The sequence below is a fragment of the Brevibacillus sp. HB2.2 genome, assembly GCF_013284275.1.
GTDB lineage: Bacteria > Bacillota > Bacilli > Brevibacillales > Brevibacillaceae > Brevibacillus > Brevibacillus brevis_D.
Genome location: NZ_JABSUV010000032.1, coordinates 37932 through 56202 on the forward strand (window position 1 = coordinate 37932; position 18271 = coordinate 56202).

Annotated in this window: 19 protein-coding genes and 1 riboswitch; of the genes, 7 read left to right on the top strand and 12 right to left on the bottom strand. The window is 46.1% G+C overall.

Annotated features, from left to right (window positions below; translation table 11 throughout):
- Window positions 1-178: 178 nt before the first annotated feature.
- The 4 genes from HP401_RS32335 (at window position 179) to nadD (ending at window position 3049) form a co-directional block, all read left to right on the top strand.
- Entirely contained in the window at window positions 179-865 is a 687-nt protein-coding gene (locus HP401_RS32335) for a YceI family protein (RefSeq protein WP_173606453.1), read from the top strand.
- A gap of 153 nt (window positions 866-1018) precedes the next feature.
- Window positions 1019-1807, top strand: coding sequence for an NUDIX hydrolase (locus HP401_RS32340; RefSeq protein ID WP_016741638.1), 789 nt, complete (start codon window positions 1019-1021; stop codon window positions 1805-1807).
- Window positions 1808-1835: 28 nt separating this feature from the next.
- Complete coding sequence (locus HP401_RS32345) at window positions 1836-2381, top strand: cysteine hydrolase family protein (protein ID WP_173606454.1); 546 nt, start codon at window positions 1836-1838, stop codon at window positions 2379-2381.
- Window positions 2382-2410: 29 nt separating this feature from the next.
- Complete coding sequence (gene nadD / locus HP401_RS32350; RefSeq protein ID WP_064201671.1) at window positions 2411-3049, top strand: nicotinate-nucleotide adenylyltransferase; 639 nt, start codon at window positions 2411-2413, stop codon at window positions 3047-3049.
- Window positions 3050-3108: 59 nt separating this feature from the next.
- Here the strand turns inward: nadD and HP401_RS32355 are convergent, their stop codons facing one another.
- The 5 genes from HP401_RS32355 to HP401_RS32375 all read right to left on the bottom strand — a co-directional run bounded on the left by HP401_RS32355 (window position 3109) and on the right by HP401_RS32375 (window position 8906).
- Entirely contained in the window at window positions 3109-4014 is a 906-nt protein-coding gene (locus HP401_RS32355) for a DMT family transporter (RefSeq protein WP_173606455.1), read from the bottom strand.
- A gap of 112 nt (window positions 4015-4126) precedes the next feature.
- On the bottom strand, window positions 4127-6253 hold the full coding sequence (locus tag HP401_RS32360) for a bifunctional diguanylate cyclase/phosphodiesterase (RefSeq protein ID WP_173606456.1): 2127 nt from the start codon (window positions 6251-6253) through the stop codon (window positions 4127-4129).
- Between the two features lie 220 nt (window positions 6254-6473).
- Entirely contained in the window at window positions 6474-7619 is a 1146-nt protein-coding gene (locus tag HP401_RS32365; protein WP_173606457.1) for an alpha-hydroxy-acid oxidizing protein, read from the bottom strand.
- A 124-nt stretch (window positions 7620-7743) separates the two neighbouring features.
- A complete protein-coding gene (locus HP401_RS32370; RefSeq protein ID WP_173606458.1) occupies window positions 7744-8004 on the bottom strand; it encodes a spore germination protein in 261 nt (86 codons plus the stop codon).
- 155 nt (window positions 8005-8159) lie between these two features.
- Window positions 8160-8906, bottom strand: coding sequence for an SDR family NAD(P)-dependent oxidoreductase (locus tag HP401_RS32375; RefSeq protein ID WP_173606459.1), 747 nt, complete (start codon window positions 8904-8906; stop codon window positions 8160-8162).
- Window positions 8907-9042: 136 nt separating this feature from the next.
- Between HP401_RS32375 and HP401_RS32380 the strand changes: the two genes are divergently transcribed.
- A complete protein-coding gene (locus HP401_RS32380; protein ID WP_173606460.1) occupies window positions 9043-9969 on the top strand; it encodes a LysR family transcriptional regulator in 927 nt (308 codons plus the stop codon).
- Between the two features lie 52 nt (window positions 9970-10021).
- Here the strand turns inward: HP401_RS32380 and HP401_RS32385 are convergent, their stop codons facing one another.
- The 3 genes from HP401_RS32385 to HP401_RS32395 form a co-directional block, all read right to left on the bottom strand.
- Complete coding sequence (locus tag HP401_RS32385) at window positions 10022-12316, bottom strand: glycoside hydrolase (RefSeq protein ID WP_173606461.1); 2295 nt, start codon at window positions 12314-12316, stop codon at window positions 10022-10024.
- A 140-nt stretch (window positions 12317-12456) separates the two neighbouring features.
- Window positions 12457-13212, bottom strand: coding sequence for a VanZ family protein (locus HP401_RS32390; RefSeq protein ID WP_173606462.1), 756 nt, complete (start codon window positions 13210-13212; stop codon window positions 12457-12459).
- A 3-nt stretch (window positions 13213-13215) separates the two neighbouring features.
- The gene (locus HP401_RS32395; protein ID WP_012684822.1) at window positions 13216-13542 is read right to left on the bottom strand and encodes a PadR family transcriptional regulator; all 327 of its coding nucleotides are present in this window, start codon (window positions 13540-13542) and stop codon (window positions 13216-13218) included.
- 465 nt (window positions 13543-14007) lie between these two features.
- Between HP401_RS32395 and HP401_RS32400 the strand changes: the two genes are divergently transcribed.
- Window positions 14008-14271: a KTSC domain-containing protein gene (locus tag HP401_RS32400; RefSeq protein ID WP_012684821.1), complete on the top strand. Its 264-nt coding sequence runs from the start codon at window positions 14008-14010 to the stop codon at window positions 14269-14271.
- Window positions 14272-14336: 65 nt separating this feature from the next.
- Here the strand turns inward: HP401_RS32400 and HP401_RS32405 are convergent, their stop codons facing one another.
- The 4 genes from HP401_RS32405 to HP401_RS32420 form a co-directional block, all read right to left on the bottom strand.
- Window positions 14337-15083 (bottom strand): amino acid ABC transporter ATP-binding protein, encoded by a 747-nt coding sequence (locus HP401_RS32405; protein ID WP_217366175.1) that lies wholly within the window; start codon window positions 15081-15083, stop codon window positions 14337-14339.
- A gap of 14 nt (window positions 15084-15097) precedes the next feature.
- Window positions 15098-15757: an amino acid ABC transporter permease gene (locus HP401_RS32410; RefSeq protein ID WP_064201660.1), complete on the bottom strand. Its 660-nt coding sequence runs from the start codon at window positions 15755-15757 to the stop codon at window positions 15098-15100.
- A gap of 72 nt (window positions 15758-15829) precedes the next feature.
- On the bottom strand, window positions 15830-16606 hold the full coding sequence (locus tag HP401_RS32415; protein WP_173606463.1) for an amino acid ABC transporter substrate-binding protein: 777 nt from the start codon (window positions 16604-16606) through the stop codon (window positions 15830-15832).
- Between the two features lie 238 nt (window positions 16607-16844).
- Window positions 16845-17030 (bottom strand): hypothetical protein, encoded by a 186-nt coding sequence (locus HP401_RS32420; protein WP_012684817.1) that lies wholly within the window; start codon window positions 17028-17030, stop codon window positions 16845-16847.
- A 411-nt stretch (window positions 17031-17441) separates the two neighbouring features.
- Window positions 17442-17525: riboswitch (cyclic di-GMP riboswitch) on the top strand.
- Between the two features lie 191 nt (window positions 17526-17716).
- Between HP401_RS32420 and HP401_RS32425 the strand changes: the two genes are divergently transcribed.
- Window positions 17717-18271 (top strand): GNAT family N-acetyltransferase, encoded by a 555-nt coding sequence (locus HP401_RS32425; protein WP_012684816.1) that lies wholly within the window; start codon window positions 17717-17719, stop codon window positions 18269-18271.

The following is an 18271-nucleotide window of genomic DNA, read 5'->3' on the forward strand; positions in this document are numbered from 1 at the left end:
AACCAGAAAATGTAAATTCAATAGAAAAACGTTGATCATTCTCTAACCAATGCACATTCAACAAACTTTCAGCCAGCTTTCAAGACCCACTCAGCTTCCTCTCTCATAATGATCCCTGCGAAGCCAAATACATACGACCCAAGTCTGAACACTTCAAAAACATGGAGGTTATTCAATAATGAAAAAGAATTCGGTTATCCTGACTGCCTCAGTTGCCACACTCGTGGTTGGTATCGGGGGTTACATGCTCTATGATTATTTTGTGGGAAACCATGTGGAGATCCGGCCTGCAGCTGCGGTAGCCGTAGCCTCATCTACCGCTTCCTCTACGCCTTTGACAGCAGATCAACTGAATAAAAAATGGACGATCAATGACCAGTCCAAAGTCTATTTCTCCGTAACGACGTCGAAAGAAACGGTAAACTTTGAAATGGACGGCATTACTGGCAGTTGGGATGTGAACCTCTCTGCACCCGACCAAATGAAAGCAACAGCTTCCGCTGACTTGAATAAGCTGAACTCCGGTAATGAAAAACGCGACACCCATATCAAATCTCCTGATTACTTTGATACAGCCGTCCATCCAGCTGCTACTTTTGAAGCGAAATCCTTTGAGAACTGGCCATCCACATGGACAGAAGGACAAAAGGCTTCGTTCACCATCAATGGCGTCCTGACCGTAAGAGGAATTGCCAAAGATGTGAAAATGGATGCTGACGCGATTTATTCCCAAGGCAAGCTGCAATTGGAGGGGACTTCCGTCGTAACGTTTGGTGACTTCGGATTGACTAGCCCTCATACGATCGTGGCCAAAACAGAGGAAAACATTACGATTACACTGCGACTCGCGTTGGATGCTGTTTAATCAGTCCTTATCACGCGAACTGCTTACGGGGACGTCTGACCTTCACAGACGTCTTTTTTCACAGTTTTTTACATTGTAATATTGACATTGTTAAAATGATATCATAACATGAAAGTATGAGAACAGATTCAAGCAAACGGAAAGGATGATCTTGTGAATACGTCTCCCCTTCGAGCCAAACGCATCCACTTTCGGACCAAAAAGTACCGCTCGCCGGATGGACTTCCTACAGATATTTGCCTCTTTACGATCCTTTCCATCCCGCGCCAAACGAAAACCAAATCGTTGCCACTCAAGCAATTGGCCGTCCTTCTGATCAAGCGAAAAAGCAATACATTTGGAGAGCAATGGGCTTTGCCTGGCGGTTTTTCCCATGAATCGGAGACACTGGACGAATGCGCCTATCGTGAGTTAAAAGAAGAGACGAACATTGACCGCGATGTACACATCGAACAGCTGAAGACATACTACAAGCCAGGAAGAGATCCTCGTGGTTGGATCCCAAGCGTTGCCTATGTCTCCCTCGTTCATGAAGACTTATTGAAGCACGCACAGGCAAACGACGATGCATCAGACGCGCAGCTGTTTCCAATTGAGGAAGCCTTTGCCCTCAACCTCGCTTTTGATCATCGTGAAATTTTGACTGACGCCTTACAGCGCGTTCGTGAGCAGATGCTGCAAACGACTATTGCCAAAGCATTTTTGCCAGATGAGTTTACCTTGAGTGAATTACTGCAAGTGATCGAGACCGTCGTTCCATCCTTTTCGGCAAAAGATCGCGGCAATTTTGAGCGGCGCTTGCTTGCGACAACCAGACGGCAAGGACTTCTCGAGCCAGTTCTATCGGCTGACGGACAGCCTGTCTACTCGACCGAGTTTTCGAATTCGCCAGCCAAGCTCTATCGCTTTACTGGCTTTACGCCAACTGCCATGATTTACTAGAAAAGTCCACATTCAGGAGGTTTTTTCTATGAAAGCTTTGATTGTGATCGACTACACGAATGATTTTGTTGCGACAGATGGTGCATTGACTTGTGGAGAGCCTGGTCAGGCTATTGAAGGACGCATTGGAGAGCTGATCCGCGACTTCCTCGCAGAATGCGACTTTGTCGTCATGGCAGTCGACGCTCATCGCGAGCAGGACCCGTACCACCCTGAGACTGGACTCTACCCTCCGCACAATATTATCGGTACGGCTGGCCGGAATTTGTATGGCAGCATTCAGGAGATTTACGAGGAATTCGAAGATACGATTCACTGGATGGATAAGACGCGCTACAGTGCTTTTCAAGGCACCGACCTTGCGCTATTGTTGCGCACGAGAGGTATCACTGAGATTCATCTAGTAGGTGTCTGCACAGACATTTGCGTGCTGCATACAGCGATTGAAGGCTTCTATAACGGCTTTTCTGTCGTCATCCACGAGGATGCAGTAGCGAGCTTTCTTCCCGAAGGTCACAAATGGGCTCTCGGTCATTTTCAAAACCAGCTTGGCATGACTGTTCAAAAAAAGTAACTGGCTCATGACGATAGGAGGCAATTTTTATGCGAATCGGTATTTATGGCAGCAGCTTTGACCCCATCACGTACAGCCATTTGTTCACGGCTGCGACCGTCGCTCACCGGAGACGACTGGACAAAGTCATTTTCGTACCCTGCTCTTCAAAGCGTCATGATAAAAAATTGCAGACAGAGGACGCCCATCGCTTGCACATGCTCAAACTGGCTTTGGCTGGCAGTACACACAAAACAAACAAAGATGGCGAACCTCTTTTCGAGATTTCAACAGTCGAAATGGATGCTTTGCCAGGTGAAACCTATACGTACGATACGATGATGCACATGAAAAGGAAGTACCCGAACGACGAGCTCTTTTTCATCATGGGATCGGATTTGTTAGAGGGACTATCGAACTGGGGCAACGCTGAAAAGCTAGTCGCAGGCTTCAACTTCATCGTGATGTCGCGCGAAGGCTATCCGACCGCTGACCTGATTGCGGATGACGCGCTGCTGCGCAATCATGACGAGCATTTTCTCATTATGAGCAAGGGCATCAACATGGGAATCAGCTCTACCTACATCCGGGACGAAATCCGCAAGGGCGGCGATCCCAGCTTCCTGTTGCCCGACGCTTGCCTTCAGTACATTTATGAAAATGGAATCTACAAAGAACCCTCCATATAATCTCCATAAGAAAAACAGCCGAACCTGTGAAGTTTCGGCTGTTTTCTTTGTCGTCTCCATCAACGATTGAGGTGATTAGCAATTGCAGGTTGTCGCATTTTTTTCTGATAGTTCACTAAGCATATACTGCACACGATCAATACCAGACCGGCGATGAGCGAATACGTTACCGGCTCGTCCATGAAAATGGTGCCAGTGATGACTGCGATGAGCGGCACGAGAAACGTAAAGGCGGCCACCTTGCTCGCTTCGCCTGCATTCACAAGCCCAAAGTAAATGACAATGGCAATCGGCACACCAAATGTAGCGCCATAACTGAGACCGATCAGATATGGAGCATTCCAGACAATGTCGGACCAGCTTTCTACGCCTGTCCCCAAAAGAGTTAAGGCCGCGCCACCGATGATGCATTGCATGGCAACCATCCACAGCGAATCTACCTTGGCACTGACTTTTTTCACATAGATCACGCCCATCGCCCAAGTCAGAGCCGTCAACAAGCCTAAAATGACGCCCACGATGGAAACCTGTCCAGTCAGTCCATCTGCACTAACCGCAAGTATCCCAAGGAATCCCATGATCAGCCCAATGATTTTGAGCACTGTCATGCTCTCACCCAGCCACAACCAGGCAAAGAGTCCAATCAAGATTGGCTGGAAGTACACCAACACAGAGAATAATCCACCTGGCAAATACACGAGTCCAACCGTCTGAATACCATAAAAGCACAATGTATTCAGAAAGGCAGATATACAATAGCGCAACCAGTTTTCACGCCAGTTGATCTTTTTCCATTTCGGTAAAATGAATAAAGCAAGCAGAAGTCCACCGATCAGCGAACGCATTCCTGCGAATAAAATCGGTGGCGTATAGGCGAGTGACATTTTGTAGATCGACCAGCTTAATCCCCACATCAACACCAAACTTGCAATAGCGACAACAGTCTTACCCGAAAACTTTCCCACGAGGGGCCTCCCTTTCTAGCTGCACACTTGCACTTATGTTTTTGTCCGCCTCCTATAGTACCACACAAAAGAAACAGCCGGATGTTCTCACCCGGCTTTACTTCCTGCCATATTATTGCAGCTCTTGACGCAATAACTGATCGAAATCATCTGTCGGAAGCGGTTTGCTGAACAAATAGCCTTGACCGTGGTCACAGCCATTTTCCTTCAAAGCCGCTACTTGATCATGGAGCTCAATTCCCTCAGCGATGACATTCATATTGAGACTTTGTGCGATGGTAACAATCGCTTTTACAATCGCCTGACTTTCTTGGTTGTGGTGAATGTCGCGAATAAACGAGGCGTCAATTTTGATCGTATCGACTGGCAAGCTTTTAATATAACTAAACGAGCTATAGCCTGTCCCAAAATCATCAATCGAAATTTGGATTCCAATGTCCCGAATCTGTTGCAGAACTGCCGTCGCCTCTTCCATTTTGACAAAAATGCTCTCCGTAATCTCGAGCTCCAGCCAATGAGGAGACAGCTTTGTTTCCTGAAGAATATCCTTGATCATCTCGACCAGATCTTTTTGATAGATCTGTCTCGCTGACAAATTCACAGAGACCTTTAGCGTATATCCTTGATCGTGCCAGTTTTTGTTTTGTTTGCACGCCTGTTTCAAAATCCATTCCCCAAGCGCCAGGATCATCCCCGTCTCTTCAGCGATTGGAATAAAGCGATTCGGCGGAATGATGCCCAGCTCTGGATGCACCCATCTGACGAGCGCCTCCATGCCCGTCATCGCACTTGTCGCGATATCGATTTTGGGCTGGTAGTAAATTTGGAACTGCTCTTGTTCAATGGCTTTCCGCATCTCATTTTCCATCAAGATACGCTCCAGCGACTTCGACTCCATCGTCGGATCGAAAAAGTCATAGCCATTCTTCCCGCGCGATTTCACGGTATACAATGCTGTATCGGCTCGTTTCAACAAATCTTCGGGATTGTCACCATCCTGCGGGTACAAGGCTATGCCGATGCTGCACGACACGTTGAATACATGACCATCCAATTCAAACGGACGCTGCAGCTGATACATGATCTGCTCTGCCAACGCAGTCGCTTCGTTGCGATCTAGTAGTTGGTTCTGCATAATCGTAAATTCATCTCCACCCAACCTGGCCACAACATCTCCTGGCTTGAGACATGCCTGTAGACGCTTGGATGCTTCGATCAGCAACATATCCCCTACATCATGACCGAATGAATCGTTCACATCCTTGAAGCGGTCCAAATCCAAAAACAGCACAGCCAGACTCGATTGGAAACGCTTAGCCTGCATCATTTCCTTGCTGAGCTGTTGGACATACATTCGTCGATTCGGCAGATCTGTCAACGCATCGTGATAAGCCAAGTGGTGAATCGTCTCTTCGGACTGTTTCCGGTCTGTGACGTCACGGGTAATGAGAAGCAGCTTGGTTACATTTCCTTCTTCGTCCATAATCGGATTTATTTTGCTTTCCGTCCAGATAACATCGTTTCTTTGGGTATTAATTCGGCATTCTACCATGTACTCCTTACGCGTAGAGAAGGCATGCTGAATCGCATAAGCAAAAATATCTCGGTCATCCTCCACAATCCACTCGAACAGGTTATGGATTTCCTCATCAGGAACGGTATGCTCCCACACACGCTTGTGAGACGGAGACAAATAGAGAAACTCCCCATCCAGGTTGATGATGCTGATGATATCCGACGTGTTTTCTGCGATGATGCGATACTTTTCTTCACTCCGTTTGAGCTCGTCTTCCATCTGCTTGCGAGCTGTGATATCACTGCGAATGGAAAGGTATTGATAGATTTCGCCCGCTTGGTTCTTAAATGGGACAATGGTTGTATCGACCCAATAATAGCTGCCATCTTTTGCGCAATTGCGAATTTCTCCCCGCCAGACCTGGCCAGATCGAATACAAGACCACATTTCTTTAAAAAAGCTTTTCGGATGGTAACCCGAATTAAGAATCCGATGGTCATTTCCAATCAGTTCGCTTCGTTCGTATTTCGATATGCGGCAAAATTGCTCATTTGCCCGCAAAATAATCCCCTTATGGTCCGTAATTGCCAAGATCGTGGATTGGTCCAAAGCGTATTTGACATCTGCCAGCTCATTCACAACCATGTTCAGCTCACCATCTTTTTCACGTAATAGCCCCGCCCAATCTTGGGGTGTCAGTGAAGATATCATTTGGTTTTTCATTTCAATCTCCTGTTTATACTTTCGGATATAGTCAAAAAAAATAATCCTTACAGAAGGATCGTAACGTTCTGAATACAAGATCGCTCCATTTTACCATGTTTTTCCGAAAGTTCAACGAGAACAACTTTGGTAGAAATAACTTTTTTGATAAAAAAAAAGAACCAGTGCATGTAGACTGGCTCATTTCTTTCAACAATGGGTATGAACGGGCTGCTTCCCCTTACAATCGTGCAAGAATGCTGCGATTAAGGTCTGCGATAGAATTGCTGCCAGACAGCGCCATCGCAACGTCAAATTCATGGATAAGTGTATCTAACACACTCGCTACGCCTTGCTCGCCGGCAACAGCCAGTCCATACAAGAATGGGCGACCAATCAGGATGGCATTCGCCCCTAAAGCAATCGCTTTAACGACATCTGCTCCTGTACGCACGCCACTGTCGAGCAAGACCGGTATTTTACCAGCTACCACCTCGGCAATCGCCGGCAACGCATCCAGCGTAGAAATAGCCCCATCCATCTGCCTCCCACCGTGATTGGAGACGATGATTCCATCTACACCATGCTCTAGGGCAAGGCGCGCATCATCCGGATGCAAAATGCCTTTTACCAAAATCGGCAGACGGGTATGCTCACGCAAAAAGGCGATATCGTTCCAATTCAGCGCTGGATGATAAATGTTTTTCAACACTTCCTCCACTGCATTCTCCGGCGTTACCTCAGGGAGTCGCGAGCAAAATACAGGGTCTGTCAAGTAATTCGCCAGTCCTTTTCCTTCGCGCAGTGGCGAATACCCGTTGCGGAAGTCTCTGCGCTTCCACCCTAGCATGACGGTATCTACCGTGAGGACAATAGCAGAATAGCCTGACTTTTCCGCTCGTCTGACCATGCTCGCAGAAACCTCTCGATCGTTCGACCAATAGAGCTGGAACCAGCGATAGGCATCGCCCATCACTTCAGCAATCTGCTCGAGTGAGTGAGCGGAAACTGTACTGGCTACGAACGGCACTCCAGCTGCTGCTGCCGCCCTGGCAGACGCCAGCTCTCCATCGGGATGTGAAATCGTCTGCATGCCTACAGGTGCCAAAAAGATCGGTGTGCGCAACGCTTGATTGTACATCGAAATACCAAGCGTACGATTCGTCACATCCCGCATCATCCGTGGAATGATTGCCCAACGGGAAAAAGCTGTCCGGTTTTCTACCAGCGTTTCCTCTGCCCCAGATCCCCCGGCAACATAATCAAATGGCCCATCCGGCAAAACCTCTCGCGCCTGTTTCTCCCAATCCTCAATAGAAATCGGCAATGCCTGCGTGTCCTTGTTCACACGGGTAAATAGGAGTGATTCCTCATTTGTTTTCGTCATTTGGTTTGCTTCCTTTCTACGACGTCTTTCATCTTTTTTATCTCAATTCACATAAATTCGCAATAGTCTTAATCTAAACGCTATTATCGAGCTTGTCCACTTTCACACGCGGCCTTTTTCAAGGCTACTTTTTCTTTTTGCCTTTTCGGGCTGTGCGACGGACCCGTTTCTTTTCCTTCACTGTCTTCATTCCAGCAGCCCCTAAACCCACCCATGTATTGGTTTGGCTATTTTCATTGATGACCTTCACTACATTGCCGCTATTGTTGCCACCCGAACCGGAAAACGATTTGATTACGCTTTTCGGAGAGTTGTTTGCCGTATCGCCAAAGTTGATATTCCCGACATTATTGGTAATGGTCACCTTGCCTATAAAAGTTGGCAAAACTCCTCCCTCCCCGTTGCGTAATCGCTTATTCCCATCCTATTCGAACGGTTTTACGCCCGCTTGGACGATAGTGTAGGGCATTTGTCCGATGGAGTCTTACCAAAAAAAAATCTCCCCGAGCAGACAAAATCTACGCGAGGAGAAAGAACATCTTATTGCGCTGTATATCCGCCATCGACCAGCAGGCTTGTCCCTGTGACGAAGGAGGCATCATCGCTGGCAAGGAACAGAACGGCCTTAGCGACTTCTTCTGGTTTACCCAAACGTCCCATCGGATGTAACCCGATCAGGTGCTCATTCAAAGACTCATTGCGCCCAGCAATCAGTGGTGTATCAATGTAGCCCGGGCAGACCGCATTTACGCGAATCCCTTGCTTGGCATACGTAAGTCCCAGTGTCTGGGTCAGGAGCTTCACGCCACCTTTGGCGGAAGAGTAGGCTGTCACACCTGCTTTTCCGGCATGGCTATGGATCGAGCCGCAGTTGACAATCGCGCCGCCAGTCCCTTGCGCCAGCATTTGCTCGATGACATATTTATCGCACAAGAATACGCCAGTCAGATTGATATCAATTGTTCTTTGCCAGTCATCCAAGCTCAACAGATGACCAGGTGCGTCTTTCGCGATACCCGCATTGGCAAACAAAATGTCTACCTTTCCGTACTTTACTACAGTGGCGCTCACCATATTTTTTACTGCATCTTCTTTCGTTACGTCCGTTTTCACGAACAACGCATCGAAGCCCGCTAGATTCAGCTCTTCCGCCAATTCATTTCCACGTGGAGAAAAGTCAGCAATCACGACTTTCGCCCCTTCTTTTGCGAAGAGACGGACGGTCGTTTCTCCGATTCCACTTGCTCCACCTGTTACGATCGCTACTTTCCCTTCCAGTCTCGCCATGGTAAACGCCTCCATCTATTATGTCTCTTGTAACTGATCTCTTGCCTTGCTTTCATTATAGGACTCTTTTATATTTAAAAATATGTAAACATACTTACCCTTCCTTAAGTACGACTAAAGGATGTGATCTTACCAAATGCATCTGGAACAACTGGAATATATCGTAGAAATAGCGAAGGCAGGCTCCTTGACCAAAGCCGCTCAGAACAAGCATATCACCCTCTCCGCCATCAGCCAGTCGCTCTCCAGTTTGGAAGCTGAGCTGGGCGTTACTCTTTTTTCACGTTCGCGTCTCGGAGCTGTACCGACCTCTGAAGGACGCATCATCATCAAAAAAGCGTTTGAAGCATTGGGAACGATCCAGGAGATTTGGGAGGAAGCACAAAACTATACGAACACGTTGAGCGGAGAACTGAGACTGGCGACGATTCCCGGTCCCATGAATCTTCTGGTCGATGCCGTCGCGAGCTTTAAAAAAGATTATCCTTACATCCGTACCGAAATTGCCGAAAAAGGCACACAGGAAATATTAGAGGACATTCTCCAGGACAAGCTGGACATTGGTCTGGTCATTATCCATGAGAACCTTCTCAAAAAGAGCGAAGGCCTCGGCTTGGTGTTCGAACAGTTGCTAGAGGGAAAAATGGTCGTTGGCGTAGGCAAAAACTCGCCACTTGCCTACCAGAATTCCGTCACACCTGAAGAGCTTCGCAAGCAATCCTTCGTCCTGTACAACGACGACTACGTCAAATGGTTCGTAGAGGATTTTGCCGCGACTTACGGTCCCGTCGACATTTTGTTTACGTCGAACAACACAGAAGCGCTCCGCAATGCAATCCGGCAAAATCTCGCGGTAACCATCGGACTGGACTACTCTTTTGTTCATGATCCTCATTTGCAAGACTCCGATTCAATTACGCTTGATTTGGATATTCCTTATCAACAACCCGTCTATTATGGGTGGGTACGCTCGGAGGAACGGCATTATTCCCGTATTTCCATGAACTTCATTAATCGACTCCAATACGATTTGAAAAGCAAGAAATACCCACCCACTCCTTAGCATAAAAAAAGCTGCCGCTTCATTTTCGCGGACAGCCTTTTTCAAATCGTTCTTACTGCGCTGGAGCAAAGAAGGTTTGTTTATCGTTCCTGTTCATAATCAGAGCTGATCTGGCCTTCACCACTTGCCCCTCGTACGTGAAATCTTGCTCAGAGAAGTTGGCGATCACTTGCAGATCCTCCCCATAAACCGACTTCTGCACGAGCCTGTCCTCGGACAAGACGCGATAATCGGTCATTTCTTGCTGCACCGCTTTTTTATGGAAAGGAGACCATACCTTCAAATAGTTCGTGATTAATGGTTGGTTTTCATCCCACATCTTTTTATCCAAATGATAAAGCGGCGGTACATTGTAAAGCAGCTCCTTGAGCATACGGGTGCCGACTTCATCCTTTACCTTCAGACTGCCCCACTCCCAGTGATGACTCGTGATCACTGCATTGTTGTACACGAGCTTGTACAGTGGCAAAGAATAGGCAGGATCAATGTATACATGACGATACTCTCCCTTGATCGGAACCTGTTTGGCGTATCGTTCTGGGACCTCTCCCGCCGGGGACCAGTAGCCTCCTACATAATACGGGCTTTGCTTGTTTTTTCGCATGTCCGGATCGGCCCATTTGATGACAGGCGTCTCAATGCCATGGGCAAAGGCGATACTCTGACTGGCGAAATCATTTCCAGTTTCAGACCCGATAACCAACTTCTTTTCATCGCGAATGTAGTCCATACGCGCAAGCTTTGCCTTCATATCCTCGGCCTCAGTCGTCGTGTGCTGTGGCGAATAATCATCGTTGAAATCTCCTGCTGCATCCACATCAATAAACCACGAATTAAAGGCAACATCGTTACTCATGATTTCATCCATGCGCTGTTTGACACTCGGCAGTGATAGAGTCGGATTCAGCAATCTCCCCTGTTGGAGAAAACCAGCTTTCTTCTCTCCATTTTTCTTTGAAATCGTTGCGTTCTCGTACAAGCTCTTATCCTTGAAAATAGCTGTGTTCCAATCGGGATTTTCCTCCCGATGAATCGAATGGTAGGAATCGTAGCTGGCGATCAAATAGCCTGTCTCATTCGCCTTTTGAATGAACGCTGGCTTCATGTAGGCTGCTGTCCAATCTGGCAAACCGATCCATGCCCGATCAATCCCCGCCGCTTTCATTTCTTTCAAGAGATCAGTAGAGTCGGCATTCCCCCACTGTTCCACAGGTGGAACGACATCTTGGAGCACACTTTTCAGCACCTTTTTGTTCATGTCGTACAGCTGTGATTCTGTCAACGTGTCGATCCCTTTTCCAAACGATCTTTTTACCTCTTCTTCGACATGTGGAAATCGCTGCGGAGTGTAAAACTCACGGGAACGCAAAGCATAATTCAACCCGCTAAGGAGTGCTTTTTTTTGATAATCCGCGACGTAATCCTGCTTCTGAATCTCGCGGAATTGCTGGATGCTCTCTTTTCCGTCCACTTCATTGGAAGCCAAGATTTCCTCAAGTGCCCCGATGAAGCTCGCGTTCAGTTTCGTTTTCAGTGCATTCCATTTCACGTCGTTGACAGATAAGAAGCTCTTGTTCCACAAGTAAAAATGAGGAGCGCCGTAAAGCTTTTCAATATTCGGATTGGCTTTTGCTTTTTCAGCCAGGGTCAGCAGGCCTCCCTGCTCCTTGACATATTGCTTGTAAACACCTGCTACACTAACCGGATCGTTGTCTGTGACATACAAGCGGAACCCGTAGGTCTTGTCCGGATTAATCGTGGGGAACTCGTGCGAAAACGTAAACCCAATCGTCGGATCAATGACAAAATCAACGGTGTTGTTAAACAAATTGTCCACGACGTACATCAGCGTATAGTTGCTCTTGTTCACAGCAAAAAAGCGCATGGAAAAAGACTCAGCAAAGCTAAGACTCTCTTCTTTTAAAAAGGACTGCCATTTGCTGTCATTCGCAGGAATCCATTTCCCTTCTCCCAAGGGCACCATGTAGCTTGCTCCTTTTACTGTCGGCCAGGAAAAGCTCTCTGTTCCTTTAGAGGTCAGGGTGATTTGCAAATGATCCTCTTTCTTTTTGATCGAGACATCCAACTGATCGTCTGGGTAGCTCCAAGCAATCTCTTGTTCACCTTTTTGTACATTCGTTACCTTGCGCGCAGGCATCGGCTCCGAAGCGCTTTCCTTCACTCCGTCTCTCTCGACGAATAATTCGAAGGTATCTGGCTTCACATCAAAAGTAAAATCTGAGTGCTGCTTCGACTGCACCTGTTCGGTAGCCTTGTTGCTCTCACAGCCAACTACGACTTGGATCAGGAGCACAAATGCTATAAGGAAAATCGGTGATCGTTTCATAAAAACCCTCCTAAATCGATTCACTATGTATATCGCATTACGATGTACATATGCAAAAAAAATGGCTAAAGCCTTTGCCAAGGCCGCCTTACAATTGTGCGACCCCGGTCACTCAAAAAGCTTTTACAACTTTTGTCCTGCTAAAAAGAGGAGGCAGACAGATCGTCATCAAATTTGTTATTGCTCCGTCGCTTGCGGATCATCGACGCCCCTACTCGAAACATCCCATAGCCAATTAAACCACCGAGTACGTTTAGCAGCAAATCATCGACATCAAAGCTGCCTAACGAAAACAATAGCTGCAAGGTTTCGATGATGAGACTGGCCGAAAGCGCGACAAAAAACACGCGATGCACGCTTTGAAAGGACATAAATATCAACGGCAGCAACAACCCGAGCGGAACAAACAACATGACATTGCCAATCAGGTTATACATGACAGTGCCAAAGTTGTAATTGTCATAATGAAAAACGTAATCCACCAAGGTATGAAATGGTTTCGTATTTTGGAACAGATGCGTATATTGCGGGACGCCGTATTCCAGCATCCTTTGCTTCCATTCCACGGTAAAAGCTCTGCGTCGGAAGCGATCCAGTGACAATAACAAGAGATAACTAGAGATAGCTACATACAAGAAAAACAAGGTCATGACCCATTTACGGATGTATTTATCAATGAGCGGCATGGACTCAGACAGTTGCCGACTGATTGCTTTCGTCGAACCAAATCGTTGAATGGTCAGTAAAACGGCTTCCTGTTCTTCATAGCCTTCTTCGATCAGCTCACTTTTCATGCTGTTCAAATGATCCATCAGCTCATCTTTGACATCCTGCTTTTCCCATTTCGAGCATGGCAAGCGACTGACAACCTGTTCTGCATATTGTTCGAGCTTCATTCGTTACTCACTTCCCTCATTGCAAAGCAAAATGAGTCTACTCAAGCTCTGCCAATCCTTCATCTTGTCTTGCAGAAGCCCTTGGCCCGTCTTGGTAATCCGATAATATTTGCGGCGTCCGCCTTCGTTGGCTTCCCCCCAGTAAGACTCCACTGCCTTTTGCGTCTCCAGTCTCTTAAGAGCAGGATATAATGTGCCTTCACCGATTTCATACAGCTCATCGCTTTTATCGCGAATCTTCTTGGCCAACTCATAGCCGTACTGATCTTTTTGTGCGATCAGCGAGAGAAGCAATAGATCAATGCTTCCTTTCAACAACTCCTTGTTCATAAAAGCATCTCCTCCCCGTGATATGCCTAGAGATTATCACACTATACCTCGTGATACAAGGTAGTTTATCAAGGGAATTTCGAATTACACTTTTGGTGCTATGTAATTATTGACAATAATAAAATAGGTAATATAGACTATATTCGACAACGTTTTTCATGAGTCTACATACTTTCGGATGATCATTCCTTTCTACACTCAACCAGATGATAGGCCCATAGAACGAAGCAAAAAGAAGATTTTCACTTTTTTGGAGCAGGTTACTTTTCATTCGTGACTTCATTCTCTCTAACAGGAGGCACTTACATGCTTGCCCACTTTCCAATGATTGTTCTGAATACGGTTCTCTTAGCCTATTTTGCAATCGGTGTGCTATTTTTGTATTCCGAATCCAAATTTTTGCGTAAAATGAAGACTCGTAGAAATAGATAAGCCGATTTTTAGATAAAGGAGTTTTCACGTACATTGAGATCTTTTTTCCGCCAATTTCTGCCACGTCAGAATCAACCTCAAGAAATTACCTACAAGGAACTGGATTCGAAATTGATCAAAGCTGCACGCTACGATCTGGCCACAAGCCACCTCTACATCCGTTTTCACGATGGACGCGAGCTCGTTTACTGTCGGGTCACTCCTTACGCTTACAATGCGTTTTTAAATGCTGACTCGTTCAGCGATCATTTTCATTCGTTCATCAGCCAACGGTACTTGAACTATCAGGTGATGTAGCCTGTCTATACAAAATGCCCTCAGTCTGTCTTCTCGACACTGAGGGCATTTGTTGTTGATCTTCTCTATTTTAACGCGCGATGCAAAAAAGATTTCGTCCGCTCAAATTTAGCGTTTGTAAACAATTGCTCCGGTGTCCCCGACTCTACGAATTCCCCTTTGTCCATAAACATGATTTGGTTCGCCACCTCGCGTGCGAATCCCATCTCATGCGTCACTACCATCATCGTCATATGCTCCTGGGCAAGCTGCTTGATGACTTGCAGGACCTCACCCGTCAGTTCGGGATCGAGTGCAGACGTAGGCTCGTCAAACAACAAGATTTGCGGGTTCATCATCAGTGCTCTGGCGATCGCTACACGCTGCTTCTGTCCGCCTGAGAGCTTCGCTGGATACGCGTCTGCCTTATCAGACAGACCGACCTTTTCCAAGAGCTCTGCACTCATTTTCCGGATGTCTGAAGACGCCACACCTTTGACTACACGTGGTGCGATCTCCAGATTTTCCTTCACCGTTAGATGAGGGAACAGATTAAAATGCTGGAAGACCATGCCCATTCTCGACGTGATCTGCTTGATTTCCTGGTTACCGGCATAGACGCCGTCCTTCACCAAATAATCATCCTGCACACGAATGCTACCACCATTCACCTGCTCGAGGTTGACCAAGCTGCGCAGCATCGTGCTTTTACCGGAGCCAGAAGGCCCGATTACTGCCACGACTTCGTTCTTTTTCACCGAAAACGAGACATCTCGCAAAACTTCCTGATTGCCAAACGATTTTTTTAGATTTGATACTTGAATGATATCCATATTATGCCAGCCCTTTATTCGAATTTGAACCTTTTTTCCAGCCACTTAAAGAACAACGTCAACAATAGCGTCATCAACAAATAAATGATTCCGGCAATAAAAAACGGAACGATGGTAAAGTCACGATTCACAGCCGTTTGTGCAAAGTGAAGCAATTCTGGGACGGCAACTGCATAGAGCAGCGCTGTGTCTTTTACAAGGGTAATTGATTCATTTGCGACGGCAGGTAAAGCCACGCGAAACATTTGAGGCAAAATAATCTTGTTGGTTGTCTGCCATTTGCTAAAGCCGAGTACCTGCGCCGCTTCGTACTGTCCTTTGTCGATCGACAGCAGTCCTCCACGAAAAATCTCCGCGAAATACGCTGCGTAATTCAGCACGAAACCGACACATGCAGCGACGAACCGATCCATCACCAAATAATCTCCCACTACGGGCAAGAGAGGCAGCCCGAAGCAAATAAACAACAGCTGCAATAAGAGAGGCGTCCCACGCATCACATACACATACGTATGCGCGAGCCAGGCCAGCGCCTTATTACTGCTCTTTGCCAGTAAGGTGATCAGAAAACCTAATGGAATGGAAAGCAGAATGGCGATGAGAAACAACAGCACCGTCATCTGCGCTCCTTCTAGCATGGGCTTCGTAATGGAGAGAATGTAGTCTACGCTCATCTGGGTATGCTCCTAATCCTGAAAATAAAAGCGTGGCTTCGCCAATCATGCGGCGAAGCCATCGCTGTTCTCTTATTTCAATACACGATTTTCGCCGAACCATTTTTCCGATATTTTTGCAGCTGTACCATCCTGATTCATTGCATCCAGTGCTTTTTGCAGCTCTTTTTGCAATGCCTCGTTGCCTTTTTTGACGCCAATTCCATATTCCTCAGGAGACAGCGATTCTTCTAACTGCTTAAATGCTCCCGGCTCTTTTGCCATATAGTAATCGGCCACAATCTGGTCGATGACGACTGCTTCTACGCGACCGATCTTCAAATCACTCAGTGCCAGTACGTTATCAGGGAACTCGGTAATCGATTGGACCTGATTTTTGATATCACTCGCATTAATCGCGTCAGCTGCGGAAGACAGCTTTTGCAAACCAATTGCTTTACCGGCCAAGTCTGACAGCTTGGCCAAGTTGCTATTTGCCTTCGTGACCACTACTTGTGCGTTTTTCAGATAAGGCTTGGTAAAGAGAACCTTCCCTTTTCTCTCATCTGTAATCGTATATCCATTCCAGATCAAGTCAATACGACCACTGTTTAGTTCAGACTCTTTTGCACTCCAGTCGATTGTTTGAAACTCAACTTGTTTTCCCATTTTTTCGCCAGCTGCACGTGCATAATCAATATCAAAACCGACTAGCTCATTTTTCTCATCCCGGAAACCCATCGGTGCAAACTTATCATCAATTCCGATAATCAACTTATTCGCGTCAGCGCCAGTTTTTGCGCTGGAACAGCCCACTACCAACGAAACCACCGCACCCAACAACAATGACATCCATGCTATTTTCTTCATCGTGATGATCCCCCTCGTTTCCCTACTCTATATTTTACTCTGATAAAGTGGTAATACGTTAACAAGGTATCATGATAGCACATTAGCAAGGAATAGTCGATACTTTAGTAAACAAAAGCACCTTAGAAATATACGCCAAATAATTGGGGAAAATGCCTGGCTACCTCCATCACGAAAAAGCCCTCCACATTCAATGGAGAGCTTTTTTGTGTTGGAGCTATACACCCGTTTCCTATCCTTACGCCTGATTGCACACTTTGATATATGAAACATTTCTCACGTTGATGACAACATCATCATACTGGAGCCATCCGTCGTTTTGATTAGCGACCATTTGAATGATCTCTTCCGGTTCCGTGGATTCGATGCTAATCGTTTCACCGCCTCCGGAAAAGTAGAATTGAATCACTTTTGCTTCCTTCATAATATCCCCTCCTATTCCTTCTAGTTATCGGATGGTTGGAAAATTTTTGTTACGGGTGATTTATATGTATTCCATTCAACTCCTGAGCGGCTACGTGCATTCAAACACCAAAAACTTTTTCAGAAGGTTTCTCTTTCATCAAACAGGGGAAAGTACGTTTATATAAAGTAAATTTGGATGGATGGTCAGCAGTTCACATTCGATATCACTGGGGAAGACATTCTGCGTACCCTAACCTAACGCCTATGAATGAAGGACTAGTTGATATCACAAATGGTTTTTTGTTCGTCTATACTTTATGAACAATTAGTTTCTTTACCCTACCAAAACTTGACAAAGTATATCTTTTGTCTTATATTTTGCATGATTATGTCCAGCAAAATTCGACACACTTTTACAAGTTTTGCTAATAAATGCAAAAGGCAAAGTCATCGAAAGGTGGCGACGCAAAACCACGGGTCTACAGTCTTTGACCATGATAGCCGGGTTGCCATCATCTTGGAACAATTTTTTTGATGTTGGTAGCTTCGGTTGTTCCATTCCGATGGAACGGCCTTTTTTTGTGTTTCGTTTTTTGAAAGGGGGATGAAAGCACTCTCATTTTTGCAACAGAATGGAAAAACATAACTTTTGGGACGTCAAACATACACAACACGGTAATCAGAAAACGATGGAGTGGAGAAGTTATGTACAAACAAGTAGAAACCGTACAAGAGTTAGCTAAATTTCATGAAATCAAAGAAACAGTATGGACAAGCATGGGCTTCGAGATGGAGTACGCGAAAGAAGGCTCCGCACAATTCCTCCTACTTGCCGATGATGGTGAAGCAGGTGGAACATTTGAAATGACGCCCTTTTCCAAATCAAGTGCTTATATGAAATCACTATTTCAGGATGTTGTTACAGAAGATATGAAAGTAATGGAGGTAGACAGTCTTGCTGTTTTGCCGAAATACCGTGGACAACTAGGGCAAAAAGGAATTTGCTTGATGATAGATTACGCTGAAAAGCATGGCTATACCCACGCAATCGGGGTAGCAGATCCAACTTTTTTTAAATTTATTAACACGAAGTATCAAGTAAAGGCGACTCAGACCAAAGATATCGTCTTTTACAAAGGGGCCGATGCCATTCCGACCCTCTTTCATCTAAAAGATGTCTATGACAATAAGCACGATCCGAAATATTCCTGGTACAATTCGTCGTCGTCCAATCAAGTAAAAGTCGAGGTAGGTGGGTAA